General features: G+C 66.1%; 23 protein-coding genes. 11 read left to right on the forward strand and 12 right to left on the reverse strand.

The genetic code is table 11. The features are described 5' to 3' along the window. The first annotated feature begins 102 nt into the window (after positions 1–102). Complete coding sequence (locus K3M67_RS13520) at positions 103–1,590, forward strand: lipopolysaccharide biosynthesis protein (RefSeq protein WP_285831699.1); 1,488 nt, start codon at positions 103–105, stop codon at positions 1,588–1,590. Between the two features lie 13 nt (positions 1,591–1,603). On the opposite strand, the gene K3M67_RS13525 is transcribed toward K3M67_RS13520, so the two are convergent. Continuing rightward, a complete protein-coding gene (locus K3M67_RS13525) occupies positions 1,604–2,032 on the reverse strand; it encodes a CBS domain-containing protein (protein ID WP_066865551.1) in 429 nt (142 codons plus the stop codon). A 76-nt stretch (positions 2,033–2,108) separates the two neighbouring features. Between K3M67_RS13525 and K3M67_RS13530 the strand changes: the two genes are divergently transcribed. Then, the gene (locus K3M67_RS13530; protein WP_066865554.1) at positions 2,109–2,408 is read left to right on the forward strand and encodes a hypothetical protein; all 300 of its coding nucleotides are present in this window, start codon (positions 2,109–2,111) and stop codon (positions 2,406–2,408) included. A gap of 1 nt (position 2,409) precedes the next feature. After that, positions 2,410–2,772: an acyl-CoA thioesterase gene (locus tag K3M67_RS13535; protein WP_232313911.1), complete on the forward strand. Its 363-nt coding sequence runs from the start codon at positions 2,410–2,412 to the stop codon at positions 2,770–2,772. A 10-nt stretch (positions 2,773–2,782) separates the two neighbouring features. Here the strand turns inward: K3M67_RS13535 and K3M67_RS13540 are convergent, their stop codons facing one another. From K3M67_RS13540 to K3M67_RS13570, 7 genes are all read right to left on the reverse strand, one after another. Next, positions 2,783–4,336: a DUF4139 domain-containing protein gene (locus tag K3M67_RS13540; protein ID WP_285831700.1), complete on the reverse strand. Its 1,554-nt coding sequence runs from the start codon at positions 4,334–4,336 to the stop codon at positions 2,783–2,785. Between the two features lie 14 nt (positions 4,337–4,350). Beyond that, positions 4,351–5,778, reverse strand: a complete 1,428-nt coding sequence (locus tag K3M67_RS13545) for a DUF4139 domain-containing protein (RefSeq protein WP_066865564.1) — start codon at positions 5,776–5,778, stop codon at positions 4,351–4,353. A 119-nt stretch (positions 5,779–5,897) separates the two neighbouring features. Then, positions 5,898–6,740 carry a DUF4167 domain-containing protein gene (locus K3M67_RS13550; RefSeq protein WP_285831701.1) on the reverse strand — a complete coding sequence of 281 codons (843 nt, stop codon included), beginning with the start codon at positions 6,738–6,740 and terminating at the stop codon, positions 5,898–5,900. Between the two features lie 311 nt (positions 6,741–7,051). Next, the gene (gene prmC / locus K3M67_RS13555) at positions 7,052–7,882 is read right to left on the reverse strand and encodes a peptide chain release factor N(5)-glutamine methyltransferase (RefSeq protein ID WP_285831702.1); all 831 of its coding nucleotides are present in this window, start codon (positions 7,880–7,882) and stop codon (positions 7,052–7,054) included. 43 nt (positions 7,883–7,925) lie between these two features. Next, the gene (gene prfA / locus K3M67_RS13560) at positions 7,926–9,011 is read right to left on the reverse strand and encodes a peptide chain release factor 1 (RefSeq protein WP_066865574.1); all 1,086 of its coding nucleotides are present in this window, start codon (positions 9,009–9,011) and stop codon (positions 7,926–7,928) included. Further along, positions 9,011–10,333 (reverse strand): histidine--tRNA ligase, encoded by a 1,323-nt coding sequence (gene hisS / locus K3M67_RS13565; RefSeq protein WP_285831703.1) that lies wholly within the window; start codon positions 10,331–10,333, stop codon positions 9,011–9,013. Before hisS ends, prfA begins: the two co-directional genes overlap by 1 nt. Before the next feature lie 58 nt (positions 10,334–10,391). Beyond that, a complete protein-coding gene (locus tag K3M67_RS13570) occupies positions 10,392–11,726 on the reverse strand; it encodes an alginate export family protein (protein ID WP_232313909.1) in 1,335 nt (444 codons plus the stop codon). Positions 11,727–11,943: 217 nt separating this feature from the next. On the opposite strand from K3M67_RS13570, the gene K3M67_RS13575 reads away from it, so the two are divergent. Then, on the forward strand, positions 11,944–13,863 hold the full coding sequence (locus K3M67_RS13575) for a M61 family metallopeptidase (protein WP_285831704.1): 1,920 nt from the start codon (positions 11,944–11,946) through the stop codon (positions 13,861–13,863). A 36-nt stretch (positions 13,864–13,899) separates the two neighbouring features. After that, a complete protein-coding gene (gene ppa, locus K3M67_RS13580; RefSeq protein ID WP_066865586.1) occupies positions 13,900–14,442 on the forward strand; it encodes an inorganic diphosphatase in 543 nt (180 codons plus the stop codon). Positions 14,443–14,531: 89 nt separating this feature from the next. Here the strand turns inward: ppa and yczR are convergent, their stop codons facing one another. After that, positions 14,532–15,995, reverse strand: coding sequence for a MocR-like transcription factor YczR (gene yczR, locus K3M67_RS13585; protein ID WP_285831705.1), 1,464 nt, complete (start codon positions 15,993–15,995; stop codon positions 14,532–14,534). A gap of 88 nt (positions 15,996–16,083) precedes the next feature. Here yczR and yczE point away from each other — a divergent pair, with 88 nt between their 5' ends. Both yczE and K3M67_RS13595 read left to right on the forward strand, forming a co-directional pair. Beyond that, positions 16,084–16,686, forward strand: a complete 603-nt coding sequence (gene yczE, locus K3M67_RS13590) for a membrane protein YczE (protein WP_285831706.1) — start codon at positions 16,084–16,086, stop codon at positions 16,684–16,686. Between the two features lie 125 nt (positions 16,687–16,811). Beyond that, entirely contained in the window at positions 16,812–18,011 is a 1,200-nt protein-coding gene (locus K3M67_RS13595; protein WP_066865592.1) for an NHL repeat-containing protein, read from the forward strand. 43 nt (positions 18,012–18,054) lie between these two features. Here K3M67_RS13595 and K3M67_RS13600 read toward each other — a convergent pair whose 3' ends face one another. Further along, entirely contained in the window at positions 18,055–18,549 is a 495-nt protein-coding gene (locus K3M67_RS13600; RefSeq protein WP_285831707.1) for a hypothetical protein, read from the reverse strand. 87 nt (positions 18,550–18,636) lie between these two features. Here K3M67_RS13600 and gyrB point away from each other — a divergent pair, with 87 nt between their 5' ends. From gyrB to K3M67_RS21975, 3 genes are all read left to right on the forward strand, one after another. Beyond that, the gene (gene gyrB, locus K3M67_RS13605; protein ID WP_285831708.1) at positions 18,637–21,141 is read left to right on the forward strand and encodes a DNA topoisomerase (ATP-hydrolyzing) subunit B; all 2,505 of its coding nucleotides are present in this window, start codon (positions 18,637–18,639) and stop codon (positions 21,139–21,141) included. A gap of 4 nt (positions 21,142–21,145) precedes the next feature. Further along, positions 21,146–21,706, forward strand: coding sequence for a DNA-3-methyladenine glycosylase I (locus tag K3M67_RS13610; protein WP_285831709.1), 561 nt, complete (start codon positions 21,146–21,148; stop codon positions 21,704–21,706). Positions 21,707–21,885: 179 nt separating this feature from the next. Next, on the forward strand, positions 21,886–22,218 hold the full coding sequence (locus tag K3M67_RS21975) for a hypothetical protein (RefSeq protein ID WP_443018185.1): 333 nt from the start codon (positions 21,886–21,888) through the stop codon (positions 22,216–22,218). 53 nt (positions 22,219–22,271) lie between these two features. On the opposite strand, the gene K3M67_RS13620 is transcribed toward K3M67_RS21975, so the two are convergent. Continuing rightward, positions 22,272–22,802: a hypothetical protein gene (locus K3M67_RS13620; protein ID WP_285831711.1), complete on the reverse strand. Its 531-nt coding sequence runs from the start codon at positions 22,800–22,802 to the stop codon at positions 22,272–22,274. Between the two features lie 43 nt (positions 22,803–22,845). Next, a complete protein-coding gene (locus K3M67_RS13625; protein WP_285831712.1) occupies positions 22,846–25,269 on the reverse strand; it encodes a ligase-associated DNA damage response DEXH box helicase in 2,424 nt (807 codons plus the stop codon). Between the two features lie 206 nt (positions 25,270–25,475). Between K3M67_RS13625 and K3M67_RS13630 the strand changes: the two genes are divergently transcribed. Then, a complete protein-coding gene (locus K3M67_RS13630) occupies positions 25,476–25,688 on the forward strand; it encodes a hypothetical protein (RefSeq protein ID WP_285831713.1) in 213 nt (70 codons plus the stop codon). Positions 25,689–25,717 lie beyond the last annotated feature (29 nt).

A 25,717-nucleotide genomic window follows, 5' to 3' on the forward strand; every position in this document is an offset into this window, starting at 1 on the left:
CCCGAACCGTCAAATCCTTTTTGCAATTTTATTTCAGAAATTTTTGGGAGGTTCCCGCTACAGGGGTTCGACGCGATCAGGATCACGGGGACGACGGGTATAATGGGCTTGCAGGATGCCGACGCGAATGATGCGGGTTTCGGCGCGCGCATAAGGAGTGCGATCTTCTGGCGATCGGGCAGCCAGATCTTGTCGCAGATGATGAGCTGGGTCGTGACGCTGGCGGTGATCCGCCTGCTCGATCCGGCCGACTACGGCCTGTTCGCCATGACCCAGGTGATCCTGAACTTCGCGACCTTCCTCAACGGCTATGGGCTGGTGAGCGCGCTGGTCCAGTCCGACACGCTCGAGACGCACCGGCTGCGCCAGGCCTTCGGCATCATGCTGCTGCTGAACGGCGGGCTGGCCCTGTGCCAACTCGCCATCGCCCCCCTGGCGGCCGATTATTATGACCAGCCGATGATCGCCGACCTGCTGCGGGTGCAGGCGCTGCTCTATCTGTCCACTCCCTTCATCTCGATTCCCGAAGCGATCATGGGGCGGGCGCTGGATTTTCGTCGCCCTGCCCTGGTCAACCTGATCGCGGCGGCGGCCTCGGCGGGCGTGGCGCTGGTTGGCGCACTGTCGGGCTGGGGCGTCTGGACGCTGGTATTCGCGCCGATCGCCGGTTTCTGGGTGAAGGCGGCGGGCTATGTGCTGGCGACCGGGTTCAGGCCGATCCCGAGCTTCGATTTCCGCGGCACCGGCGCGATGGTGGCCTATGGCGCATCGCTGCTGGGCGGACAGCTCTTCTGGATCATCCAGAGCCAGGCCGACATCTTCATCGGCGGGCGCGTGCTGGAACCCCATGCGCTGGGCCTCTATGCCGAGGCGCTGTTCCTGACCCAGATCTTCGTCAGCAAATTCGTGCCGCCGCTCAATGACGTCGCCTTCCCCGCTTATGCGCGGATGCAGAAGGATCTCAGCCGGGTCGCCTGGTCCTTTTGCAAGGCTGTTCGGCTGCTGCTGCTGCTGACCTGTCCCATCTACCTGGGCATGGCGGTGACGGCGGAACCGCTGGTGGAGACGCTGTTCGGCCGGAAATGGCTGGAAATGGCGCCTTTCGTCGCGATTCTCGCGCTCGCCATGCCGTTCATGACCGTACAGGTGATGTTTGCGCCGGTGAGCAACGCGCTGGGCCGCCCCGGGACAACGGCGCGAGTCGCGGCGGCAGGCGCAGTTCTGATGCCCGCCGCCTTCCTGATCGGTATCCGGTTCGGCGCGATCGGCCTGGCCTGGGCCTGGTTGATCGCCTTCCCGATCCTGACCGCAATTACAGCCCGTCTTGCCGGCGGGCCGATGGGGCTGCGATTCGTGGACCTGATTCGCGCTGCCGCGCCCGGCCTTGGCTGTTCGGTGCTGATGGCCGGGGTGGTGATGGCGGTCGACGCAGCGTTGCCGCCTCTCCCCGCGCCGATGCGCCTGGGCCTACTCGTGCCGGTGGGCGGTCTCGCCTTCCTCGGCGCGCTGATGCTGTGCGCGCGCGGGACGCTGATGGAACTGGTCGGGTTGCTGATCCGGCGCAAGCCGCCGGCCCAGGCGCCTGCCTGAGCCGGCCTGGCGATCAGGCGGTCTGAATATAGTCGCGCAGTGACGCCGCTTCCGATTCGATGGTGTCGATGCGGAACTTCACCAGATCGCCGATCGAGATCAGCCCCACCAGCTTTCCGTCGATGACGACCGGCAGATGACGCACGCGCCGCTTGGTCATCAGCGACAGGCCGTGCAGCACCGGCGTCTGGTCATCGATGGTGATGGCGGGCGCGGTCATGACTTCGCCCACCGTATGATCGAGCGCCGCCGCGCCATCGCTGGCGACGCGATAGAGCAGGTCACGTTCGGAAAATATGCCGAGCACATCACCATTCTCGACCACCGGCACGCAGCCGATGCGCTTGTCCGCCAGCAATTGCACCGCCGACAACACGCTGTCGGTCGGTTTCACTTGAATGACGTCGCGTCCCTTCCCCTGCAAAATCGCCGCGATGGTCATGGCTGCTCTCCTTTTCGCCTGAATTCATTATATTCGGCGGCTTGATGATCCCACTTTTGCGGCCCATTGAAAAGGGATGACACGCAAGGAAGCGCTCGACGATCCCGAGATCGCAGCCACCGCCTGGCGCCGATTCCGCCGCATCATGGCGTGGATGGCGCTGGCCGGCGCGCTGTGCGTTGTGGCAGCACTGCTGTGCCTCTACTGGTGGACGGGCGCACTGCCAATGCACATGGCGATCGCGACCATATTGGGGGTCTGGTTGACCTTCATGCTGGGGACGGGCCTGATGGCGCTCGCCTTCCTGTCCCATGGCACAGGCCATGACGAACAGGTGATGGACCGGTTGAAGGATGAGGTTCCCATTGACGACTGACATGCGGGGTGAAGTGGTGTTGCGGGTGGTCCCGCGATTGGCCGACATCAACAGCAACGGCCATATCTTCGGTGGCTGGGTGCTGAGCCAGATGGACATTGCCGGTGGCATCGTCGCATCGCGAATCGCGCAGGGCGCGGTCGCGACGGTGGCGATCGAGAGTATGAAGTTCATCACACCGATCCTGCTGGGCGACATCGTATCGGTCTATGCGCGGGAAGAGCGACGCGGCCGCACGTCCGTCGCGATCCGGGTCGACGTGGTCGCAACGCGCGGCATCGGCCAGCAAGAGGTCGAACTCACCAGCGGCGTCTATACGTTCGTCGCGCTCGACGCGAATCACCGGCCACGGCCACTACCCTGAGCCACGCGCCTCAGCGCGCCAGCCGCTCCGCATAGCCAAGCTCGACGGTGTCATTGGCCGGTATGAGCGCGCGCCATATCCAGCTGTCGCCGCGCCGCTCCATGTTCATCGGCCGGGGATGGATGTCGTGCGCGATCGTGATTTCGGCTGTCACGGCGAAAGGCCGGGCGTTGCTGAGCCCGATCCGCCAACGGCGCGTCTTGCGCGATTCGGAGACGATGCGGGCGACGATGCGGGCGTCCGCGCTTTGTGTCAGGTCATAATCGACCCGCTCGCCCTCCGCCTTGTCGCCGATATCGGCTTCGCCCGCGAGCAGGCGAATCCCGCCCACTTCCTCGAACAGCGCGACCCGGCCCGATGGCAAGGCGATGCCGAGGCCATCCGCTTGGCGGTTCTGCACGCGCAGGCGCAGCGTCATTGGCTGCGCCTCCTCGATCGCCGTATGAACGGTGGCGGCGTAGAGGCGCTCCACCTTGACGCCCGCCTGGCGCAGCAGCGCGACCTGCTTCTGGCCATTGGCGGACACGTCGACCCTCACGGGCACGCGATAGAGTTTGAGGTCGCCGACATCCTCCGGCGGCGGTGGAGGAGGGGGCGGAGGCGCAGGCGCCGCCACTGGCATGGCCATGGCTCGGTGGGTGCGGCGCTGCGCGGACACGACGATATCCTCCGCACCTGTCATCTCCATGTCGGGCGGCGGCATCTCCAGCGGGGCGAGCGCCCAGCGCGGATGGGTACTGGTGACGTCCATCGGCCAGCAGGTCAGGCGCAGGGGACCAGCGGTGGGCCGCGGCTGCGCCCGACGGGCCCGTTTGTCGGGCTGGCCCGCAATGACCGCAAGGCGCGCATCGGGAAAGCCGGTGGCGCCGCCGTTGGCGACGGTCAACCAGGCCATCAGGTCGAGCGTCCGACTATCAGACCGCATGTCTGCGACATAGTTGGCAGCCCAGTCGAATCCCTCGGCAAGATAGGTGAGCTGCACGGTCGCGCGGGTGGCGCGGTCGCTGGTCGCGATCACCGACAGGGTCGGGCGCGGGGACAGGTCCGGCGGCGCCTGCGGATAGAGCATCCGTTCAGGCAGGCCACTGCACCCCAGCGCCTCGTGGCCCTGCGCGGTCTGGACGATCACGCCGCCAGCAGGGCCGGCGCTGATGATCGCGTCCTGTTCCGTCACCTTCCCCGTCTTGCGGTTGGTGCGGCGGAGCGTGACGCTGCGTTTCAGATAGGCATCGACCAGTCCGGCGGGCGAGAGGAGGCGCGCGTCCCGGTTCTTTTCCTTCACGCCACGCGGCATACCCGACAGCACGGCCGTTTCCGGCATCAGCCCTTCGGCGACGCCCTCGAACCGGACGACCGATTCGCCCGGAGGCAGGTCGATGGTGCGTCTTTCGGTGATGAGCGCATAGCCGCCTGGCCAGTTGCGATCGATTGCCCCCTTGGCGCGACCGGGCTGGCGATAGACGGTGACGGAGACCGAATCGGCCGCGCCGGACACGACGGTGCCGGCTTGGGCCGGGGCGAGGCCGGCGCCAAACAGAAGCAGCAGGGCGAGAAGGCGCGGCACTGGCGGCCGTCCACTCAGTAACGCGAATCGAAGGTGATGCTGAGGTCGACCGATGCATTGGCCGGCACCGGCACGCTCCATTCCATCCGGTCGGCCGACACCCGCCTGCCCTCCACCACCTGGCCACCCAGCATTTGCGCGGTGACGCGGGTGTCGCCCCACAGTCCCTGCTGCGCCAGATCGACCGTCACCGCTTCGGGGCGGGCGTTGGTCAGCGTGTAGCGCATCTTCGTTTCCCAGCGGGCCCCACCTTTCCGACTGCGCTGCTCGACGGTCGGGCGGACCTTGACGTCGAAGGCGTCGCCGGTGCGCAGCGCCATGGACGAGCCCATTGGCGTATGGTCGATATTATTCTCGCCGATGAACTGGGGGTCGCCGCGCGCGTCGCGCATATAGACGCGGATGATCCCGGCGGGGAGCTGGTCGCCCAGGCCGCCCTGTTTCGAGGTCGAGAATTTGAGCACGCTCGACGCGCTCATCGGTTCCGTCGCGCTGCCGAGCCAGCCATTGACATATTCATAGGTCGCCCGCGCGGGCGCGCCCTTCACGTCGAGAAAGCTGACCTGCTTCTGCTGGGCGTTGGCGATCGTCGTGCGGGAGCCGAGCGGATAGAGATAATAGTCGCCGAGGCGCTCTCGCGGGCCGCTTTCGGTGCCGGCCTGGTCGATCGCGCCGCTCGACGCGCCACCCGACGATTGCCACCAGTTGGTCCGACCGCCGCCATTGGCGGGATTGCCCGCGACGAGAATCGTCCTGGCGTTGGTGAAGCTGGTCCCGCTATTGTTGGTGAGCGTGACCCAGCCCTGCATGTCCATCGCCCCCTTCGCCGCGTCGAACAGGGCGACATAGTCCGCCGTCCAGCCCAGATTCGGCGTCAGATAGGAGAGCCGCGCCGGCACCGTGCCGCCCCTTTCCGCTTCGACCGTGACGGAAAGAGTCGGCCGCGCGCGCAGATTGGGCGGCACCCGATCGAAAATGACACGCACCGGCAGGCCGTCATCACGCAACACTTCGATTCGCGCGCCGATCTGGAGGACGATCCCGCCATTGGCCGCCAATATCCTCGCCCGTTCGCGCGTCTCCGCGCCGGTGGCGGGATTGGTGCGGAGCAAAGTCACCTCCTGCCCCACCGCCTTGTCCATCAGCTTGTCCGGGGACAGCAGATCATAGTCGAAATTCTGCTCGACGATGGACAGGCCGGGTCCGGAGAGGTTGACCGTTTCGGGCCGGATGCGCGCCGACACGTCGGGAAATTCGATTCGGTTGCGGCCCGGATTGACCGTCAGCTGCCGGTCATCCTGCACCAGCGACTGGCCATGGTTGTAGATGGTGACCGCGACATCGCCCTGCGCGGTCGCGCCGGTGGGGTCGGCCGTCGCCTGCGCCTGCGCCGAAAAGGGAAAAGCGGTCAGCAGCAGGGGCAGCAGGCGCGCGGCTTTCATCGGCATCTCTCCAGCAAGGTCAGCGCCTTGTGCCGGATCACCCGATGCTTGGAAAGCAGGCATGAAAAAAGGGACGATGCGCCGGGCATCGTCCCTTTGATCTCGAAAAGTCGAACCGCTTATTCGGCCGCTTCGGTCGTGGCGGCCGCGCGGGGGCGACGGGTGCGCTTCTTGGGCGCTTCCGCTTCGGCAGCCGGCTCGGCATCATTGTCGGCGCGCGCGATCGACGGCGGCAACACCGCCGCGTCGAAGGCTTCGCCGGCATCGGCCGGTGCGGCGACCTTGCGCGGGCGGCCGCGACGCGGAGGACGGGGCGCTTCGGCCTCGGCTGCTGGCACAGGCGCAGCATCCGCCACCGGCTGCGGCGCGGGCTCGGCCGCCGGGCTGGCGACCGGGCCCTCAAGGCCCATATCCTGCTTCACCGGGGCATTTTCATCGCCAGCGAAGCGATCGCGGCGGTTGCGGTCGCGACGATTGTTGCGGCCGTCACGGCCTTCCCGGTTGTCGCGCCCTTCCCGGCTGTCGCGATTGTCACGCGATTCCTCGGCGCGATCGTGACGGCGATCTTGGTCGCGCGGGGCGCGGTCGTAGGAAGGCTGCGGTTCGCTACGGAAATCATCGCCGCCGTCATAGGCGCCGTCGAAATCCTCGCCATCCTCGTCATAATTTTCCTCGCGGGGACGGAAGCGCTGCTGCTGCTCCTCCTGCCGGGCGCGATTATCGGCCAGCACGCGGAAATAATGATCGGCGAACTGGAGATAATATTCGGCGTTCACCCGGTCGCCCGCCATCTGGGCATCGCGGGCCATGTTCTTGTATTTCTCAAGAAGCTGGGCCGCATTGCCACGGGCGCGGTTGTCGATGCGGTTGCCATTATCGCCGCCGCCCCGATTATTGCCGTTGGGACGACCATTATTGTTCCGGCCGCGATTGCGGCGGCCGGCCTGCCGGTTGTTGATCAAGACATGATCCTTGCGTTCGCTATGCCAAAACTCACTGAAAACACTGTTCAGTCGCCATCCCCAAGCACGGCCTGTCCTTCAGGCCGGATACGGCTCCGCCAGGCATGGTCCTTGGCCGGACCATTACCCCAGCTGCCAGCGGCGCTTGCGCAGCGAGCGCCGTCGTGACTTTAAGGAGCGTAAAAAACAGCCTTTTCCGTCAATCCCCTGAGCGAACAGGGGCAAGATGGGCTGCTTCTGACCCTGATGTAGTGTCTTTCCCACCATAAACCAAGCAATTTTCGCTTGTCCCATGGTAAATGGAGACTTGTTCAAGCCGAATGTGTCGCGATGAGACAGCGGTCGTGCCCCGCAAGATCGCACCGGACGGCAACGGCCAGCCCCTGTTCGCGCAGCAAGGCGGAGACGCCGTCCCCCTGCGCATGGCCGATCTCGATCGCGGCCATGCCGCCCGGCGCGATCAGGCGCGGCAGGTCGGGCGCGATGCGACGATAGTCGGCAAGACCGTCAGTGCCCGCGAACAGCGCCGAAGGCGGATCGCGCAGCACGTCACCCGACAGCGGCTCATCGACGCCGATATAGGGCGGGTTGATCAGCAGCAGGTCGAACGGACCATCGACCCCGTCGCCCCAGTCGCCCAGACGAAAGGTCGCGCGGTCGGCCAGGCCGAGCCGCGCCCCATTATCCTGCGCGACGGCGAGCGCGGCGGGCGAGGCGTCGATGCCCAGCCCCCGCGCCTGCGGCCACTCCGCCAGCGCCGCCAGCAGCAGCGCGCCAGATCCGGTGCCCAGGTCGAGCAGTGTGTCCGGCGCACGGTCGCGGAAATGATCGACCGCCGCCTCGATCAGCGTTTCGCTGTCCGGGCGCGGGATCAGCACATCGGGCGTGACGCGCAGGCTGATCGTCCAGAAGTCGCGCGTGCCCAGAATATGCGCGATCGGCTCACCCGACAGGCGGCGGTCGAGCAAGGCGGCGAAGTTGGCGGGCGCATCAAGATCGCGCTGGCGCAGCAACATGTCGGAGCGCGACAGGCCCAGCGCATGGGCCATCAGCAGTTCGGCGTCGAGCCGCGCCGTGTCGCTCACGACAGCGATCTGGACAGTTGCCGCACGCAGGGCGTCCGCGACGCCCCCGATCGTCATTCCCGCCCCTGCGGGGATGCGGGGGAAAGGACTTGGACGGGCCTCAAGCAACCCCGTCCAGCTGCGCCAGCCGCGCCGCCTCGTCCTCGGCGATCAGCGCGTCGATGACTTCGGCCAGGCCCGGGCCTTCGAGAATTTCGGGCAGGCGATGCAGGGTCAGGTTGATGCGATGGTCGGTGACGCGCCCCTGCGGAAAATTATAGGTGCGGATGCGTTCGGAGCGGTCGCCCGACCCCACCATCGCCTTGCGCGCGCCGGCCTGTTCGCTCTGGGTGCGCTCGCGCTCGGCTTCATAGAGGCGCGCGCGCAGCACCTGCATCGCCTTCGCCTTGTTCTTGTGCTGGGAGCGTTCATCCTGCTGGGTGACAACGATGCCGCTCGGCAAATGGGTGATGCGAACGGCGGAATCGGTGGTGTTGACATGCTGGCCGCCCGCGCCCGACGCGCGATAGATGTCGATCTTGAGGTCACTGTCAGCGATCTGGACATCGACTTCCTCCGGTTCGGGAAGGACGGCGACGGTGGCCGCGCTGGTGTGGATGCGCCCGCCGCTTTCGGTGACGGGCACGCGCTGGACCCGGTGGACGCCGCTTTCGAACTTCAGCTTGGCGAACACGCCGGCGCCGTTGATGCTGGCGACAACTTCCTTGAAGCCGCCCTGTTCGGAGGCGTTGGCGGAGATCATCTCCATCTTCCACCCCTGCGTATCGGCGTAGCGCTGATACATGCGGAACAGGTCGCCGGCGAAGAGCGCGGCTTCATCCCCGCCGGTGCCGGCGCGGATTTCCAGCATGGCGGGCCGGGCGTCGGCGGCGTCGCGGGGCAGCAATTGCAGCGCCAGCGCACGCTCGGCCGCGGGCAGCTGGCTCTTGAGCAGCTGCATCTCCTCCTGCGCCATCTCGCGCATCAGCGGATCGGCTTCCTCGCCGCCGGTCATCGCCTCCAGCGCGGCCAGTTCCTGCCGCAACCGGCGCAGTTCGCGCGCGGCGTTGGCGACCGGCTCGATCTCAGCATATTCCTTGGACAGTTTCACGAACGCGTCGGCGGCCAGATCGGCGCGCGTCATCGACGCCTGCACCTCGTCCCGGCGCGCCTCGATCTGCGCGATGCGTTCGGCGGAAATGTGCATTAGTTGGCGATGACCTTGGTTGGATCAAATCCGCGCAACAAACCTTCCACAAAGCTGGTTTTACTCGCCAAGGGATAGTCGCCCAGCGCCTCGATCTTGCAACGCTCCTGCGATCCATCGACCAGATTGCGAACCGTTACCTCACCTTGGGCCAGTTCATCGTCGCCAATGATGATGGCCGTTTGCGCACCGGCCGCGTTGGCGCGCTGCATCCGCTTTTTCATATTACCGCGGAAACCCATATCAGTGACGACGCCGGCGCGGCGCAGATTGGCGACGATACCGATCGCAACTGCTTCGGCCGCTTCGCCCATCGGAATCACGGCAACGTCGATGCGTGCTGCCTCCGGCATGTCCACCAGCATCGCCAGCCGCTCGATCCCCGCCGCCCAGCCGACCGCCGGGGTGGAGGGACCACCCAGATTCTCGATCAGCCCGTCATAGCGGCCGCCGCCCAGCACCGTGCCCTGCGCGCCGAGTCGGTCGGTGATGAACTCGAACGCGGTGTGGCGATAATAATCGAGGCCGCGAACCAGCCGGGCATTGCGCTCCCACGCCACGCCCGCCGCGTCGAGACCACTCGTCACCTTCTCGAAGAAGCCCCGCGCCGCGTCGGTCAGATAGGCGTCGATGTCGGGCGCGCTGTCGGCCGCCGGACGATCGCGCGGATCCTTGCTGTCGAGGATGCGCAGCGGATTACGCTGCAACCGATCCAGGCTTTCTTCCGACAGCTGGTCACGATGGGCCTCGAAATGGGCGACCAGCGCCGCGCGCCACGCCTCGCGGCTTTCCGCGTCGCCCAGCGTGTTGAGGTTCAGCGTCACGCCGTCGGAGACGCCCAATTCCCGGAGCAACTGGTCGGCAAAGACCAGCAGTTCCACGTCCGCGCCCGGCTCGGCCGCGCCGATGATTTCCGCATCGAGCTGGTGGAACTGGCGGAAGCGGCCCTTTTGCGGGCGCTCGTAGCGGAACAGCGGGCCGTGGGTCGCGACCTTCAGCGGCGCATATTGCTGCCAGCCCTCGGTGATATAGGCGCGGCTGATGCCGGCGGTGAATTCGGGGCGCAGCGTGATGCTGTCGCCGCCCCGATCCGTGAACGTGTACATCTCCTTGGAGACGACGTCGGTCGATTCGCCGAGCGAACGGGCGAATACAGCCGTGGATTCGAACACCGGCACTTCCACGCGCTGAAAGCCGTAGAGTTTGCGCACCCGGTCGAACGTCGCAACCACATGCGCGAACCGCTCCTGGAACGCCTCCGCCGTGCCGCCCAACATGTCCTGCGTGCCGCGCACCGGGCGCGGCGTTTCTTGTTTCGCCATGGCGCGCGCCTTTAACGGTAATTGTTGCCCAAGGAAACGCGCTTTTTCGAGCAGTCCGCTAGAAGGTGGCGGTCAGCGCGAGCGACACATAGCGCACGTCGCCGCCGCCCGGCGCATTGGGCGCGCCGCGCAGGAAACGCCCCTTGCCCAGCCAGCTGGCATTGATTTCGGTGCGCAGCAGCCTGGGGACCGTCCACCAGCGCAGCCGCCCGTCGATCATATGACCGGCGAAGCGGCCCGAACGGCCGGTCGCGTCCCGCACGCCGGTGGTCGAAAAGGCGTCGGTTCGCGACGCCAGCCACATCGGATGCCAGTTGGCGAACAGGTCGATCCGCTTGCCCGGCGCCATCTCCAGCCGCAGGCCAGGGGTCAGAATATTGGCCCTGTGGGTCTGGGCAAAGATGCCCGCCGGCACGAAATCGCCCCGGCGCATTCCGAACAACGTGTCGAACCGGCCATAATCGCCGCCGCTCCGGTCGCCGCTGGCATAATCGAACTCGGCGGAGAGGCGCGCCCTGAGCGGTCCCGCGAAACTGTAGCCGGCGTCGGCATGGACGAACCAGGCGGCGACGTCGAGCGGCGCGGCGCCCGGCGCGGTTCCCGCCCGCACGCGCCCCATCTGCCAGATGCCTTCCACTTCAAAATCGAGGGATGCGGGGGCGGGATCGCGCATCAGCCGCAGGCTCATGCTGTGCAAATGGCGATTGCGGGTCGGCCGCCCCGGCGCATCGCGCTCGGCAAGGCCGATATAGCCCAGTTCGATCATCGACCGGCGCGACAATGTCTGCGCCGCATAGCCGCCCCACAGCCGAAGGTCCGCACTTTCCCGGTCGATTGCCGCATCATTGTCCAGCACGGACGCCTCGTCGTCGGGCCGCCGCATCTGCGGCAGGACGTAGATCAGCGTCGCCGATCCGCCCGTCCCGCTCGCCAGGTCGATCCGCGCCCCGGTATAGCCGTTGGTGGTGTTGCGATAATCGTCCGCCGCGACCAGCCGCCGCGCGCCCAGGTTCAGCATGAAACGGCCGAGCTGGACCGAACTCTTGCTGCCCGGCCCAAGCAGCGGGCCGAGATCCGCAGCGACATAAGCCTGCACCGGCTCCAGCGTATTGACTTCGCCCGTACCGATTCCTTCGCCCGGATGACCATCCCAGACGCGGCTGTCCCACAATTCCAAGCCGACATGGAGCGGGCCGGACCGATAGTCGGCAGCCAGCACGCTCCGCAGGCTGACGAGATCGATCCGGTCGTCGAGGCCAGCGCGCGCCTGCCCGTCGAGCGCCTCATAACGCAGCCGGACATTGCCGGAGAGCGCGAACCCATCTGCCTGCGCGGACACGGGTGAGGCGATGGCAAGGGCGGAAGCGGCAAAAAACAGGCGTAATGGCGTCACGACCAGGCTCCTTCTTCCCGCAATTGCGGGGGTGATGAGGCAGCCTTTGGCGCGCGAGCGCTGACCGGGAAGGCGCTGATCCCGATGGCGCGGGCATGGCCAAAAGCCGCGCGCGGATCAAGCCCTTTTGCGTCGGCAGGGGTGGACGCGCGCCCGTCCTGCCGCCATGCTGAACCCATCGGGGCCGTCCGGCCCACATGCCTTTTCGGAGACCTCCATGATCCGCAGCCTTGCTGCCGCCCTCTATCTTTCGTCCGCGATCGCCAGCCCGCTGCTGGCGCAGGACGTCATCCGGTCCAAGCCTAGCGCCCAGTCCGTCAACGACGCCGCCCCGGCACCCAGGGACGTGCCCTATCCCGGCGGCACGATCCGGCTGGAGGTCGATGCGAGCGACACGACCCAGCGCATCTTCCGCGTCAGGGAGACGATACCCGTCGCTTCGGCGGGTCCGCTCACCCTGCTGATGCCCGAATGGCTGCCCGGCAATCATGCCCCGCGCGGGCAGATCGAGAAGCTGACCGGCGTCACTTTCACCGCCAATGGCCAGCCGGTCGCATGGAAGCGCGATCCGCTGAACGTCTATGCCTTCAACCTCGACGTGCCGCAGGGCGCGACCGAGGTGGTGGCGCAGTTCCAGTTCCTGTCCGCCACCCAGCCCAACCAGGGCCGGGTCGTCGTGACGCCGAGGATGCTGAACATCCAGTGGGAAAGCGTCTCGCTCTATCCGGCCGGCTATTATACCCGCCAGATCCCGATCCAGGCGACCGTCACCTATCCGGCCGGCTGGCAGGCCGCGACCGCGCTGCGCGGCACGAAGACGGGTGATAAAGTCGCCTATGAGACGATCGACTATGAAGCCTTGCAGGATTCGCCCGTCTTCGCCGGCCGCCATTTCAAGCCGGTGGACCTTGGCAGCAATGTGACGCTCAACATCGTCGCGGACGATGCCGACGAACTGGACTATAAGCCCGAGCAGATCGCCAGGCACAGGAAGCTGGTGGCCGAAGCGGGCGCGCTGTTCGGCGCCTATCATTTCAACCATTATGACTTCCTGCTCGCCATCACGGACGAGATGGGCGGCATTGGCCTCGAACATCATCGCTCATCCGAGAATCAGGTCGAGCCGGGCTATTTCAAGAAATGGGATTCGGGCGAGGCGCTGCTGGACCGCAACCTGCTGCCGCATGAATTCACCCATAGCTGGGACGGCAAGTTCCGCCGCCCCGACCTGCTCTGGACGCCCGACTTCAACGTGCCGATGCAGGATAATCTCCTGTGGGTCTATGAAGGGCAGACGCAATTCTGGGGCTATGTGCTGGGCGCGCGCTCGGGCCTGTTCACGAAGGCCGAGACGCTGGACGCCTATGCCCAGATCGCGGCGAAACTGGACACGGCGGTCGGCCGCGAGTGGCGCCCCATGGAAGATACCACCCACGATCCGATCATCTCCGCGCGCCGGCCCAAGGGCTGGGCCAGCTGGCAGCGGTCCGAGGATTATTATAATGAAGGGCTGATGATCTGGTTGGAGGCCGACGCGATCATCGCCAAGGCGACGCGCGGCAAGAAGGGGCTGGACGATTTCGCCAAGGCCTTCTTCGGCATCAAGCCGGGCGACTGGGGCCAGGTCGTCTACAACCGCGACGAGGTCGTCCGCACGCTGAACGACATCGCACCCTATGACTGGGCCGGTTTCTTCCAGAAATATGTCGATTCGCCGACGAAGGAGACGCCCAAGGGTGGCTTCATCCTGGGCGGCTACAAGCTGGTCTATGGCGATACGCCCAACGCCATCACCAAGGCGGCCGAGGGCGCCAACAAGATGGTCGACCAGAGTTTCGGGATCGGCGCCATCGTCAAGAATGACGGCGAGATCAGCGGCGTGATCTGGGACAGCGCAGCGTTCAAGGCCGGGCTGGCCGTGGGGTCGAAAATATTGGCGGTCAATGGCGACGAATTTTCCGGCGATGTGTGGAAGGCCGCGATCAACGCCAAGGCGCCGATCCAGATCATCCTAAAGCAGGATAAATACTATCGCACTTTGACACTCGATTATTCGGGCGGGCTGCGCTATCCGCGCCTGGAAAAGACAGGAGAGGGTGAAGGCAGCCTCGATCGGCTGCTCAAACCGAGAACATAATCACCCGCAAAGCAACGTGTAGGAAAAGGCATTTCCATGAATATCGAACTGATCCCGGTGGGCGACGATCCGCCCCACAGCCTGAACGTCATCATCGAAGTGCCGACCGGTGGCGAGCCGGTGAAATATGAGTTCGACAAGGCGTCTGGCGCGCTGTTCGTGGACCGCATCCTGCACACGCCGATGCGCTATCCGGCAAACTACGGCTTCGTGCCGCACACGCTGTCGCCGGACGGCGATCCGCTCGACGCGCTGGTGATCGCCCGCTCGCCCTTCATCCCCGGCGCCGTCGTGGCAGCCCGCCCGATCGCGGTGCTGAACCTGGAAGATGAAGCCGGCGGCGACGAAAAGCTGGTGTGCGTGCCGGCCGACTCGGTCTTCCCTTATTATTCCAATGTGAGCGAGAAGGACGACCTGCCCGGCATCGTGATGGAGCAGATCGAGCATTTCTTCACCCACTACAAGGATCTGGAGAAGAAGAAGTGGGTGCGTGTCGGCACCTGGGGCGGCGCAGACGATGCCAAGCGCATCACGCTGGAAGCGATCGAACGCTACAAGGCGGAAAAGAAGGCGGCCTGAGGCCGGCCCTTCCGATCGAACAAGAAGGCCGCACCGGATGATCGGGGCGGCCTTTTTCTTTGGTCAGGTTCGTGCCTTCCCAGCCATCCTCAAATCAATCGATCCGCCTCCAGCGCGAGGGCGAGCGAATCGCGCGCCTTGGGCATCCGCGCATGAAGCCGGGCGTCGGCCTCCACCAGCCGCTCGACGCCCGCCTCCAGTTGCGCCTCGTCCAGCGTGAAAGGCAGGCGCAGGAATCGCTCGAACGCGCCGCCGACGCCGAAGCGCGGCCCCGCCGCGATACGCACCCCCAGACTTTCGGCCAGGGCGGCGAGCGCGGTCGCCTCCGCGCGCGGCAGTTCGGCCCAGAGGGAGAGGCCGCCCGCCGGCGCCTCGACCCGCCAATGGGGAAGGTGCCGCGCGATCAGGCCCATCAGCTGGTCGCGCCGGTCGCGCAGTACCGCCGCCCGCGCGCCCAGCCCGACATCGGCATCGATCAGTTGCGCGACGGCCAGCTGTTCGACCACGGGGCTGGCCATGTCCATCGTCGTGCGCAGGCGGCCGAGCGCGGCGACGGTCTGCGCATCGGCGCGAATCCAGCCGACGCGCAGGCCGCCCCAGAAAATCTTGCTGGCCGATCCCAGGGTGATGACCTGCCGCCCGGACAGGTCGTGCATCGCGACCGGCGGTGGGGGCGAGAAGTCGAGGCCCATGGCCACCATCGTCTCGTCGACGATCAGCGGCGTATGGGTGCGCGCGGCCGCCGCGACCAGCGCACGGCGCGTGGCGGGGTCCATGCTGCGCCCGGTGGGATTGTGGAAATCGGCGATGACATAGGCGAAGCGGGGCGCGGTCTGGCGGAATGCCGCCTCCATGGCGTCGATGTCCCAACCCTGCATGGGCAGGCCGACCGGCACGGGGACGACATGGGCGCGCTGCAACGCCTGGATCGCATTATGGTAGGTGGGATGGTCGATCACCGCCCGGTCGCCCGGCCCCGCCAGCCACTTGAGCAGCAGGGAGAAGCCCTGCTGCGCACCGTTCGTCACCATGATCTGGTCGGGAGAGGTCGGGCAGCCGCGCCGTTCATAATGGGCGGCGATCGCGCGGCGCAGCACCATCAGGCCGAGCGGATCATAGCCAAGGTCGCCGAGATAGGCGGGAAGCGCCTCCACCGCTGCCTGATAGGCGCGGCCGACCCCCGGCGCGGCGGGCAGCGCCGCATGGGTCCAGTTGAGGATATTGCCGCCGCCGCCCGAATCCCGATCTTCCTGCGGCGCTTCGACATGACCCGTCGGCAGACGGGTGACGCTGCCCGATCCCTGCCGGCTTTCGAGAAACCCCTCGTCGCGGAGCCGGTCGAAAGCGGCGGCGACGGTGGTGCGCGACAGGCCGAGCGCGGCGGCCAGTTCCCTTTCTCCGGGCAGGCGGACATTCAGGCCCACCCGGCCGTCCAGCACCAGCATCCGGAGCGCCTGCGCGAGCTGGCGATAGGCCGGCTCCGCGCTGTCCTGCGCGCGCCAGGCGCCCAGCAGGCGCAGGAGAGAGGGTGGACGAAGCAACGAAGTGGACATGAGGGTCATCCCGTTCTGGCCATGGATCAGGGCCATTTATGCCAGATTGGTCCTTTTGAAAAAGGCCAGTTGCGCGGAAGAAGCCTCCATGATGATGCAACGCCGCCTTTTCCAGCTTGTCTGGGGCCTCGCCCTCTACGGCTTTTCCATGGCGCTGATGCTGCGCGCCGATCTGGGGCTCGATCCCTGGGACGTGCTGCACCAGGGACTTGCCCCGAAACTGGGCCTGAGCTTCGGCATGACGGTCAATCTGATCGGCGCCCTCGTGCTGCTGCTCTGGTGGCCGCTCCGGCAGCGGCCCGGAATCGGCACCGTCGCCAATATCCTGGTGATCGGGACAGCGGTGGACCTGTCGCTGATGCTGCTGTCGACACCCGAAGGATTTGCGATGCGATCGGCCTGGCTGGGCGCAGGGATCATCCTCAACGGCCTGGCCGGGGGTGCCTATATCGGCGCGGGTCTCGGACCGGGGCCGCGCGACGGCCTCATGACAGGCCTGTGCCGCCGCACCGGCTGGCCGGTTAAATGGGTGCGGACCGGAATCGAGATCGGCGTGCTGGCGATCGGATGGATGCTGGGCGGTACGGTGGGCGTCGGCACCATCCTGTACGCCGCGACCATCGGCTGGATCGTCCACCACGCCCTGCCCTGGTTCCGCATCGCGGATGTCAAGCAAGCGGCCAGCGCCTGAAACGGTCGGCACCGCGATCGAAATCGCGCCATTTCTCGTTGAAAATTCGCGGCCTATCCATTGACGGGGCCGGGCAGACGGGCATGATCCGCCGCGCCCTCCCCCGATCACGGAGCATCCTCCCCATGCGCCCCCTGCTTGCCGCCGCCCTTCTCCTGCCGCTGACCGCCGCCGCACCTTCGGACGCCGGCCCGCCGCAACCGGCGCTCGCCCCCCTCGCCTTCGAACAGATCGCGCCGGCCGGAACCAAAATGCCGCGTTTCAAGGTCGATGCCGCTTGGCCGGCGATGCCCGGCGACCTGCTGCTGGGGCAGGTCAGCGGCGTGGCGGTGGGGCCGGACGATTCGGTCTGGGTAGTCCACCGCCCCCATTCGCTGACCAACACCGATACGGGCCTGGCGCAAAGCCCCCCCATCGCGGTCTGTTGCAAGCCCGCACCGCCGGTGGTGCGCTTCGGCAAGGATGGCCGGTACCTGGGCGGCTGGGGCGGCGCGGCGAGCGCGCCCACGATCGACGGCGTCAACCAGTGGCCCGCCAGCCTGCACGGCATTTTCATCGACAAGGCGAACAGCGTCTGGTTCGGCGGCAATGGCAAGGGCGACCATGTCGTCCTGAACTACAGCGCCGATGGCCGCTTTATCCGCAGCTTCGGCCGGCGCGACAAGACCGGCGGCAATGACGCGACCGACCAGCTCGGCAACCCCTCCGACGTCCATCATTCGGACGGCATGGTGCTGATTTCCGACGGTTATGTGAACCGGCGAGTGATCGGCTTCGACGCGAAAACCAATGCCTATAGGGGCCGCTGGGGCGCCTATGGCAAGCCTCCGATCGCGCCGACCCGCACCGGCGATTTCGACCAGAGCCACGCCGTCGATCCGGGCAAGGTCGCCAATCCCAGGTCGGACATTTTCGCCGACATCGTCCATTGCGTGGTGCCGACCCGGGATGGCCATGTCTATGTCTGCGACCGCAACAACAACCGCGCCCAACTGTTCAAGCGCGGGAAGGATGGCGGCCTGACCTTCGTGCGCGACCTGGTGATCGCAGGCGACACGGGCGGCACCCACACGGTCACGGACATCGCCTTCTCTCCCGATCCCGAACAGACCTGGCTTTATGTCGCGGACATGATGAACAGCCGCATCTGGATATTGGAGCGCAAGACGCACACGATATTGGGTGCGATCGGCCGGGTCGGACGGCAGGCGGGGCAGTTCACCTGGCTGCACAGTATCGACACCGACAGCGACGGCAATCTCTATGCGACCGAGGTGAACACCGGCCGCCGCGTGCAGAAGCTGGTCTTCACGGGGGTCGAATAGCGCGATCCACGCCGTCCGCACCGACTTCGCCCAAATCGAAGGATTATCCCGCGATCATCCGGACATAGGCACTGGCGACCCAGCCACTGACGCAGGGACCGTCATAGGGCTGCTTGCGCTCCGCAGGGGACGCGACGCCGCAATCGGCGGGCTCCGCCTCGTTGCCCGTCGCCGGAGCGGCCACCACCACCACACCCAGCCATTTCTGGTCGATGCTGCGGGTGCAGATCCAGGCGCGATCGCCCTCGACCATGCGCGCCACTTCGCGGGCGTCTGCAAAGGGCGCGGCGCGCAGCGCCAGCCCCTTAGCCCCGGCGCGCGTGACCTGCCCCATTGCACCGCAGGCGTCGAGCCGGGGACCATCCTCCCCGATGGTGACGGGCCGGGCGACGGGCGCGTCCATACGGCTTTCCGGCACCTCCTCGCGCGGCGCGCCAGCCAGCGAACTGTTGGGCAATTCCTCATAGACGTCGTTGCTCTTCGAACAGCCGGACAGCCCCGGCAGGGACAACAGCATCAGGACGAGGACGGCGCGCATGACAAGCGTGATAGACCCCCCGGCCCCCCGGCGGAAGACGCCATGTTTCGCTTTAGTTTCGTGGGCGCTTTCCCTATATGCTCGTACATGAGCGAAGAACCCGTCAACTCCCCGAACAGCAATGATTATGGCGCCGACAGCATCAAGGTGCTGAAAGGCCTGGATGCGGTCCGCAAGCGGCCCGGCATGTATATCGGCGACACCGACGATGGATCGGGCCTGCACCATATGGTGTTCGAGGTCAGCGACAATGCGATCGACGAGGCGCTGGCCGGCCATTGCGACCGGATCGTCATCACGCTCAATCCCGACGGGTCGGTCAGCGTCGAGGATAATGGCCGCGGCATCCCGACCGGCATCCACAAGGAAGAGGGCGTGTCGGCGGCCGAGGTCATCATGACCCAGCTGCACGCGGGCGGAAAGTTCGAAAACACCAGCGACGACAATGCCTACAAGGTGTCGGGCGGCCTGCACGGCGTGGGCGTCTCGGTCGTCAACGCCCTGTCCGAATGGCTGGACCTCAATATCTGGCGGGACGGCAAGGAACATTATATGCGCTTCGCCTATGGCGACGCGACCGCGCCGCTCGAGGTGATCGGCGATGCGCCGGCGGGCAAGAAGGGCACGCGCGTCACCTTCCTCGCCTCGACCGAGAAGGTGCCCGGCGACGGCGGCACCTTCAAGAACCAGACCGACTATGATTTCGAGAAGCTGGAGCATCGCTATCGCGAGCTGGCTTTCCTCAACAGCGGCGTCCGCCTGTTCCTGGTCGATGCGCGGCATGAGGAGAAGAAGGAAGTCGAGCTGTTCTACGAAGGCGGTATCGCGGCCTTCGTGAAATATCTCGATCGCAACAAGAATGCGCTGATGCCCGATCCGATCGCGATCGCCGGCACCCGCGACGACGTGACCATCGACGTCGCGCTGGAGTGGAACGACTCCTACTATGAAAACGTCCTCTGCTTCACCAACAACATCCCGCAGCGTGACGGCGGCACCCATCTTGCGGCCTTCCGCGCGGCGCTGACCCGCACGCTCAACAATTATGCGGAAAAATCCGGCGCGCTGAAGAAGGAGAAGGTTTCGCTCACCGGCGAGGATATGCGCGAAGGGCTGACCGCGATCGTCTCGGTCAAGCTGCCCGATCCCAAATTCTCGTCGCAGACCAAGGACAAGCTGGTCAGCTCCGAAGTGCGCCAGCCGCTCGAAAGCCTGATGGCCGACAAGATGGCCGAATGGCTGGAGGAGAACCCGGCGCACGGCAAGATGATCGTCCAGAAGGTCATCGACGCCGCCGCGGCCCGCGAAGCCGCGAAGAAGGCGCGCGAACTGACCCGGCGCAAGGGCGCGATGGACATCGCGTCGCTGCCCGGCAAGCTTGCCGATTGCCAGGAACGCGACCCGGCCAAGTCCGAACTCTTCCTGGTCGAGGGTGACTCGGCCGGCGGCTCGGCCAAGCAGGGCCGCAACCGCCACAACCAGGCGATCCTGCCGCTGAAGGGCAAGATCCTGAACGTCGAGCGCGCCCGCTTTGACCGGATGCTCTCGTCCAAGGAAGTCGGCACCCTCATCCAGGCGATGGGCACCGGCATCCGCGACGATTTCAACCTGGAAAAGCTGCGCTACCACAAGATCGTCATCATGACCGACGCCGACGTCGACGGCGCCCATATCCGCACCCTGCTGCTGACCTTCTTCTACCGGCAGATGCCGCAGATCATCGAGGCCGGGCATCTCTACATCGCCCAGCCGCCGCTCTACAAGGCGACGCGCGGCCGGTCCGAAGTCTATCTCAAGAACGAGGCGGCGCTCGAACAATATCTGGTCGACAATGGCGTCGATTCGATGGCGCTGGAAACGACCGGCGGGACACGCACCGGCGACGACCTGCGCAGCCTGATCGAACATGCGCGGCGGATGCGCGCGGTGATGCGCTATGTGCCGCGCCGCTATAACCCCGCGATCATCGAGGCGCTGAGCATCAACGGCGCGCTCGATCCCGAACTGTCGGACGCCGCGCAGGCCGAGCGGCTGGCGGCGACCGTTGCCTGGATGGACGCGCAGGATGTCGAGGGGCGCTGGAGCGGGATCGTCGCCGAGGAAGGCGGCTTCCATTTCCAGCGTCTGTGGCGCGGCGTCACCGACCATCACGTGATCGAGGGCGGCTTCATCGGATCGGCCGAAGCGCGCAAGCTCCACGCCATCGCGGCCGAGGATGCCGACAGCTATCGCACCACCAGCCGCCTGGTGACGGTCAAGGCCGCGCTCGCCGCCGAGGCGAGCGACGACGATCTGCCCGCCGCCCCGGCCAAGGGCGCGATCGTCACGCGGCCGAGCGAACTGCTCGACGCCATCCTGACCGCCGGGCGCAAGGGACTGGCGATCCAGCGCTACAAGGGCCTGGGCGAAATGAATGCGGAACAGCTGTGGGAAACCACGCTGGACCCGGACAATCGCTCGATGCTGCGCGTCGAGGTGGAGCAGGCCGACGTCGCCGACGAGATCTTCACCCGGCTGATGGGCGACGTCGTCGAACCGCGCCGCGAGTTCATCCAGGACAATGCGCTGAACGTCGCCAATCTGGACGTGTGATCCGATGGAGCGGGTCCGTTGCGGCTGGGCCGGGACCGACCCGCTTTATTGCGCCTATCATGATGCCGAATGGGGCGTGCCGGAACGCGATTCGCGAATGCTCTGGGAAATGCTGATGCTGGAAGGGTTCCAGGCGGGCCTTTCCTGGATCACCATATTGCGCAAACGCGAAGGCTTCCGCGCTGCCTTCGCCGGCTTTGATCCCGACAAGGTCGCCGCTTTCGACGATGCCGATGTCGAGCGGCTGATGGGCGATCCCGGCATCGTGCGCGCACGCGCGAAGATCGAGGCGACGATCCGGGGCGCGCAGATTTTCTGCGCCATGCGCGATTCGGGGGAGGATTTCGCGGCCTATGTCTGGGCCTTCGTGGATGCCCAGCCGATCCGCAATGACGGCGTGCATTTCCCGGCAAAGACAGACCTGTCCGAAGCCATCTCGAAAGACCTGAAGACGCGCGGCTTCAAGTTTGTGGGGCCAACCATCGTCTATGCCTGGATGCAGGCGATCGGCATGGTCAACGACCATGCGGTGGATTGCTTCCGCCGCGACGTCGTCAACGCATGAAGGCGAGCCGGTTCCTGCTCCCGCTGCTGATGATCGGCGGATGTGGAAGCGAGCAACCAGCCGCGAATCGAACCGAGACAACGCCGGAAGTCGCCGCGCCCATCAACAACAGCATCGCGAACGAGAGCGTGGCACCACCGCCTGTGCCAACACCGCTTCCGTCGGATGAAGCCAAACCCTTGGTTTCACGTGAAACACCACCCCGTCGCCCGACGCCAGCCGATTATCGCGCGATCGGCACCGAACCCTTTTGGGCCGTCACGATACGCGGATCGACCGCCCTGCTGGAACGGCCGGATCATCGCCCGCTCCGCTATAGCGTGGCGCATGACGGGGATGATCGGGCGATCCGTTATCTGGGCGAAGGCTTCACCCTGACCGCGACGGAAGGGCCGTGCAGCGACGGCATGAGCGACGCAATCTGGTCCGAGCGTGTTCAGATTGCCTTTGGAGAGGGGACGCTCAAGGGCTGCGGCGGTATCCGGGAGGACGAGGGGCCGGACCGCCCATAGCCCTACGCCCGTTCGCTTGGCGCATGTCGAGAAGCGGATAGTGCCGAAGCCGATCAGTCCAGCGTCGCGCCCTCCAGTGCCTCCATCGTCGCTCGGTCTTCATCCGACACGAATTCGCAGGCGAGCAGGGTCCGTCCCTTGAGCGCTGGTCCCTGCCGTGCGACGATCGAGATCAGGCCCATATCCCTCATCCCCTGATCGGCTTCCGGCAGTTGCCGGGAAAAGCCGAGGCTGGAACTGCCCAGCAATCGATTTGATTCCGACTTTAGATCATAATGTTCCGCCAGTTGCGCCGCGACTTCTCCCTTGACGAGGACGCCCACGGCCATGCCGCCGAACATAACATCCTGGGCGACGAACCCGTCGCGTTCGATCGGCGCCTCCAGATGATAGATGGCCGCGCCCAGCCCCGATGTGTCGGGCTTGGCGATCTTTTCCGCCGCTTCATAGAGGGTGGTGGCATTGCCGAGCGAATAGGGCGGCTGGCACAGGGCCGCGCCGAAGAAATCCGGTTCGGCCGCCAGCGCGGGGAGCGGCGAAAGGGCGAGCAGCAGCGACAGGGGCCGCAAGGAAAATAGCGTCATTACAATATCATGGACCATACCCTGATCCCGATCAACATAGGCTTCAGTCGGCCCGCATCGCCTCCGCCACCAGCGCTTCTGCCTCCATCAGCAGCGCATCCTCGGCGGCCTGCTGCGCCACCTGCTCCCGGCCGATCAGGATCAGAACCGGCACCGCCAGGGGACTGACCCGGTCCAGCGTTACATGCAGCATGGTCTGGCTCGCCCGGTCGATCAGGTCGCCGAGCCGCCCCACATCGGTCATCCGCGCGCGCGCGTCCGCCCAGGCGGCCTTGAGCAGCAGATGATCGGGCTGATATTTGCGCAGCACGTCATAGATGAGGTCGGTCGAGAAGGTGACCTGCCGTCCGGTCTTGCGCTTGCCCGGATGCTGCCGCTCGATCAGGCCGGAAATCACCGCCACGTCGCGGAAGGCGCGCTTGAGCAGACTAGACTGTTCGACCCATTCGACAAATTCATGGTCCAGGATGTCGGCGGAAAAGAGGCTTCCGGGGTCGGTGACGGGCTTCAGCCCATAGACCGCCAGCGCATAGTCGTTGGCGACGAACCCCAGCGGCATCAGCCCCTGCGCGTCCATGCGGCGGGTCAGCAGCATCCCGAGCGACTGGTGGGCATTCCAGCCCTCGAAACTGTAACAGACCAGATAATGGCGCCCCTCATGCGGAAAGGTCTCGATCAGCAGCTGGCCTGGCTGCGGCAGGGTGGACCGCAGCTTCTGCATGTCCAGCCATTCACGCACGTCGGGCGGGAAGCGATGCCATTCCTCCGGCTCGGCCAGGAAATGTCGCACCCGCTCGGCCAGCCGCGTCGACATCGCCATGCGGGTGCCGCCCCAGCTGGGGATGCGCGCCTGCTTCGACGTGGCGCGCACCACCAGATCGGTCGTGTCCATCCGCACCACTTCCAGCGCCATGCCGGAGAAGAAGAAACTGTCACCGGGGCGCAAGGTGGCGGCGAACCCCTCCTCCACTGTGCCGAGCTTGCGCCCATTGGCGAAGCGCACGGCGAGCGCGGGCTGATCGACGATGATGCCGGCGTTGAGGCGATGCTGCTGGATGAAGCGCGGGTGCGACACGCGCCAGAGCATCTGCCCCTCGCCATCCGGCTCCTGCGTCAGCCGCTTGAACCGGTCATAGGCGCGCAGGGCATAGCCGCCCCCTTCGATGAAGTGCAGGACGGTCTCGAACGCCTCGGCGGTCAGCGCGCTATAGGGAGTGGCGGACCGCACCTCCGCCAGCAGCTCCTCCGCCCGGAAGGGCCCGGCGCAGGCCAGGCCCATGACATGCTGGGCCAGCACGTCCAGGCTGCCGGGACGGAAATCGTCGGCATCGCGTTCGCCCGCCTCCACCGCATCGAGCGCGGCGCGCGCTTCCAGATATTCGAAACGGTTGCCCGGAATCAGGATCGCTTCCGACGCCATGTCGAGCCGATGGTTGGCGCGACCGATCCGCTGGAGCAGGCGCGAACTGCCCTTTGGCGCGCCCATCTGGATCACGCAGTCGACATTGCCCCAGTCGACGCCCAGGTCCAGCGACGCGGTCGCCACCAGCGCGCGCAATTTGCCCGCCGCCATCGCGGCTTCGACCTTGCGCCGCGCCTCGATCGACAGGCTGCCATGGTGGATGCCGATCGGCAGGTTGGCGTCGTTGACCGACCAGAGTTCCTGGAAGATCAGCTCGGCAAGACCGCGCGTGTTACAAAAGACCAGAGTCGTCCCGCGCGACTCGATCTCCGCCATCACCTGTCTGGCCGCATATTTGCCCGAATGACCGGACCAGGGGACGCGCCCCTCCGGGATCAGGATCGCGACATCGGGGTCAGCGCCGGCCTCGCCCAGCACCGGCGTCACAGCGCCGATATCGCCATCGGGCGCCAGCCAGGCGCGATAGGCGTCGACATCGGCGACCGTGGCGGACAGCGCCACCCGGCGCAGCGCCGGGTTGATCGCCTGCAATCGCGCCATGGAAAGGTTCAGCAGGTCGCCCCGCTTCTGCGTCGCGAAGGCATGGACCTCGTCCACGATCACCGTGCCCAGATTCGCGAACAGCAGCCTCGCATCGGGGTGACTGAGCAGCAGCGACAGCGATTCGGGCGTGGTGAGCAAAATCTGCGGCGGTCGGACGCGCTGGCGCGCCTTGCGATCGGACGGCGTGTCGCCGGTGCGCGTCTCGACCCGGATCGGCAGCCCCATCTCCTCGATGGGCGTAAGCAGGTTGCGGCGCACATCGACCGCGAGCGCCTTGAGCGGCGAAACATATAGCGTGTGCAGGCCGTCGGCCGGATCGCGGATCAGATCGGCCAGGGTCGGCAGGAATCCCGCCAGCGTCTTGCCCGCCCCGGTCGGCGCCACCAGCAGGGCATGGTCGCCGCGCTGCGCCGCGGCCAGCATCTCCAGTTGATGCCGTCGCGGCCGCCAGCCGCGTGCGGCGAACCAGTTTTCGACGATGGCGGGAAGGGAAGCCGACATGGCCCCGGATGTAGGGCGCGCCGGCCCGCCTGTCACGGTCCGCCATGGCCGCTCGTCGCTGCGACCATGGCGACGTATCCCATATCATGATAGCCTGCGCTCAAGCGGCATATGCGCCATGCAACTGACTCGCGCCGCGCGGTCAGGCACAGGACAGCCAAGGCGCCCTGCCGCGAGGACGCCCGTCCATGAGAGGAAACCGATTCATGACCGAATCATATGGCGAACCTGCCATGCCGACGATTGTGCCGATGACCCTGTTCGATGCCTGGCTGCTGCCCTTCACCTTCTGGGCCAATTGGTGGAGCTTCTACGAGGAGGCCCTGCACGTCGCCCATTGCCGTCCTTATCTTCGCGATTCGGGGGCCATCGAAGACGCGCCCCTCCCGATCGAGGATGAACCGGGCTTGGTGGCCTGATCCGGGCGAGGATGAAATCGTCGGAATAA

This window comes from Sphingobium sp. V4 (assembly GCF_029590555.1).
Taxonomy (GTDB): domain Bacteria; phylum Pseudomonadota; class Alphaproteobacteria; order Sphingomonadales; family Sphingomonadaceae; genus Sphingobium.

What these genes read in the sequence shown, in the direction of transcription:
- K3M67_RS13630 (WP_285831713.1), top strand. Translation starts at nt 25,476, where the DNA reads ATGACCGAATCATATGGCGAACCTGCCATGCCGACGATTGTGCCGATG.
- K3M67_RS13530 (WP_066865554.1), top strand. Translation starts at nt 2,109, where the DNA reads ATGACACGCAAGGAAGCGCTCGACGATCCCGAGATCGCAGCCACCGCC.
- K3M67_RS13600 (WP_285831707.1), bottom strand. Translation starts at nt 18,549, where the DNA reads ATGCGCGCCGTCCTCGTCCTGATGCTGTTGTCCCTGCCGGGGCTGTCC.
- K3M67_RS13610 (WP_285831709.1), top strand. Translation starts at nt 21,146, where the DNA reads ATGGAGCGGGTCCGTTGCGGCTGGGCCGGGACCGACCCGCTTTATTGC.
- K3M67_RS13575 (WP_285831704.1), top strand. Translation starts at nt 11,944, where the DNA reads ATGATCCGCAGCCTTGCTGCCGCCCTCTATCTTTCGTCCGCGATCGCC.
- K3M67_RS13595 (WP_066865592.1), top strand. Translation starts at nt 16,812, where the DNA reads ATGCGCCCCCTGCTTGCCGCCGCCCTTCTCCTGCCGCTGACCGCCGCC.
- K3M67_RS13545 (WP_066865564.1), bottom strand. Translation starts at nt 5,778, where the DNA reads ATGAAAGCCGCGCGCCTGCTGCCCCTGCTGCTGACCGCTTTTCCCTTT.
- gyrB (WP_285831708.1), top strand. Translation starts at nt 18,637, where the DNA reads ATGAGCGAAGAACCCGTCAACTCCCCGAACAGCAATGATTATGGCGCC.
- prmC (WP_285831702.1), bottom strand. Translation starts at nt 7,882, where the DNA reads ATGACGATCGGGGGCGTCGCGGACGCCCTGCGTGCGGCAACTGTCCAG.
- K3M67_RS13625 (WP_285831712.1), bottom strand. Translation starts at nt 25,269, where the DNA reads ATGTCGGCTTCCCTTCCCGCCATCGTCGAAAACTGGTTCGCCGCACGC.
- yczR (WP_285831705.1), bottom strand. Translation starts at nt 15,995, where the DNA reads ATGTCCACTTCGTTGCTTCGTCCACCCTCTCTCCTGCGCCTGCTGGGC.
- hisS (WP_285831703.1), bottom strand. Translation starts at nt 10,333, where the DNA reads ATGGCGAAACAAGAAACGCCGCGCCCGGTGCGCGGCACGCAGGACATG.
- yczE (WP_285831706.1), top strand. Translation starts at nt 16,084, where the DNA reads ATGATGATGCAACGCCGCCTTTTCCAGCTTGTCTGGGGCCTCGCCCTC.
- K3M67_RS13520 (WP_285831699.1), top strand. Translation starts at nt 103, where the DNA reads ATGGGCTTGCAGGATGCCGACGCGAATGATGCGGGTTTCGGCGCGCGC.
- prfA (WP_066865574.1), bottom strand. Translation starts at nt 9,011, where the DNA reads ATGCACATTTCCGCCGAACGCATCGCGCAGATCGAGGCGCGCCGGGAC.
- K3M67_RS13620 (WP_285831711.1), bottom strand. Translation starts at nt 22,802, where the DNA reads ATGACGCTATTTTCCTTGCGGCCCCTGTCGCTGCTGCTCGCCCTTTCG.
- K3M67_RS13525 (WP_066865551.1), bottom strand. Translation starts at nt 2,032, where the DNA reads ATGACCATCGCGGCGATTTTGCAGGGGAAGGGACGCGACGTCATTCAA.
- K3M67_RS13535 (WP_232313911.1), top strand. Translation starts at nt 2,410, where the DNA reads ATGCGGGGTGAAGTGGTGTTGCGGGTGGTCCCGCGATTGGCCGACATC.
- ppa (WP_066865586.1), top strand. Translation starts at nt 13,900, where the DNA reads ATGAATATCGAACTGATCCCGGTGGGCGACGATCCGCCCCACAGCCTG.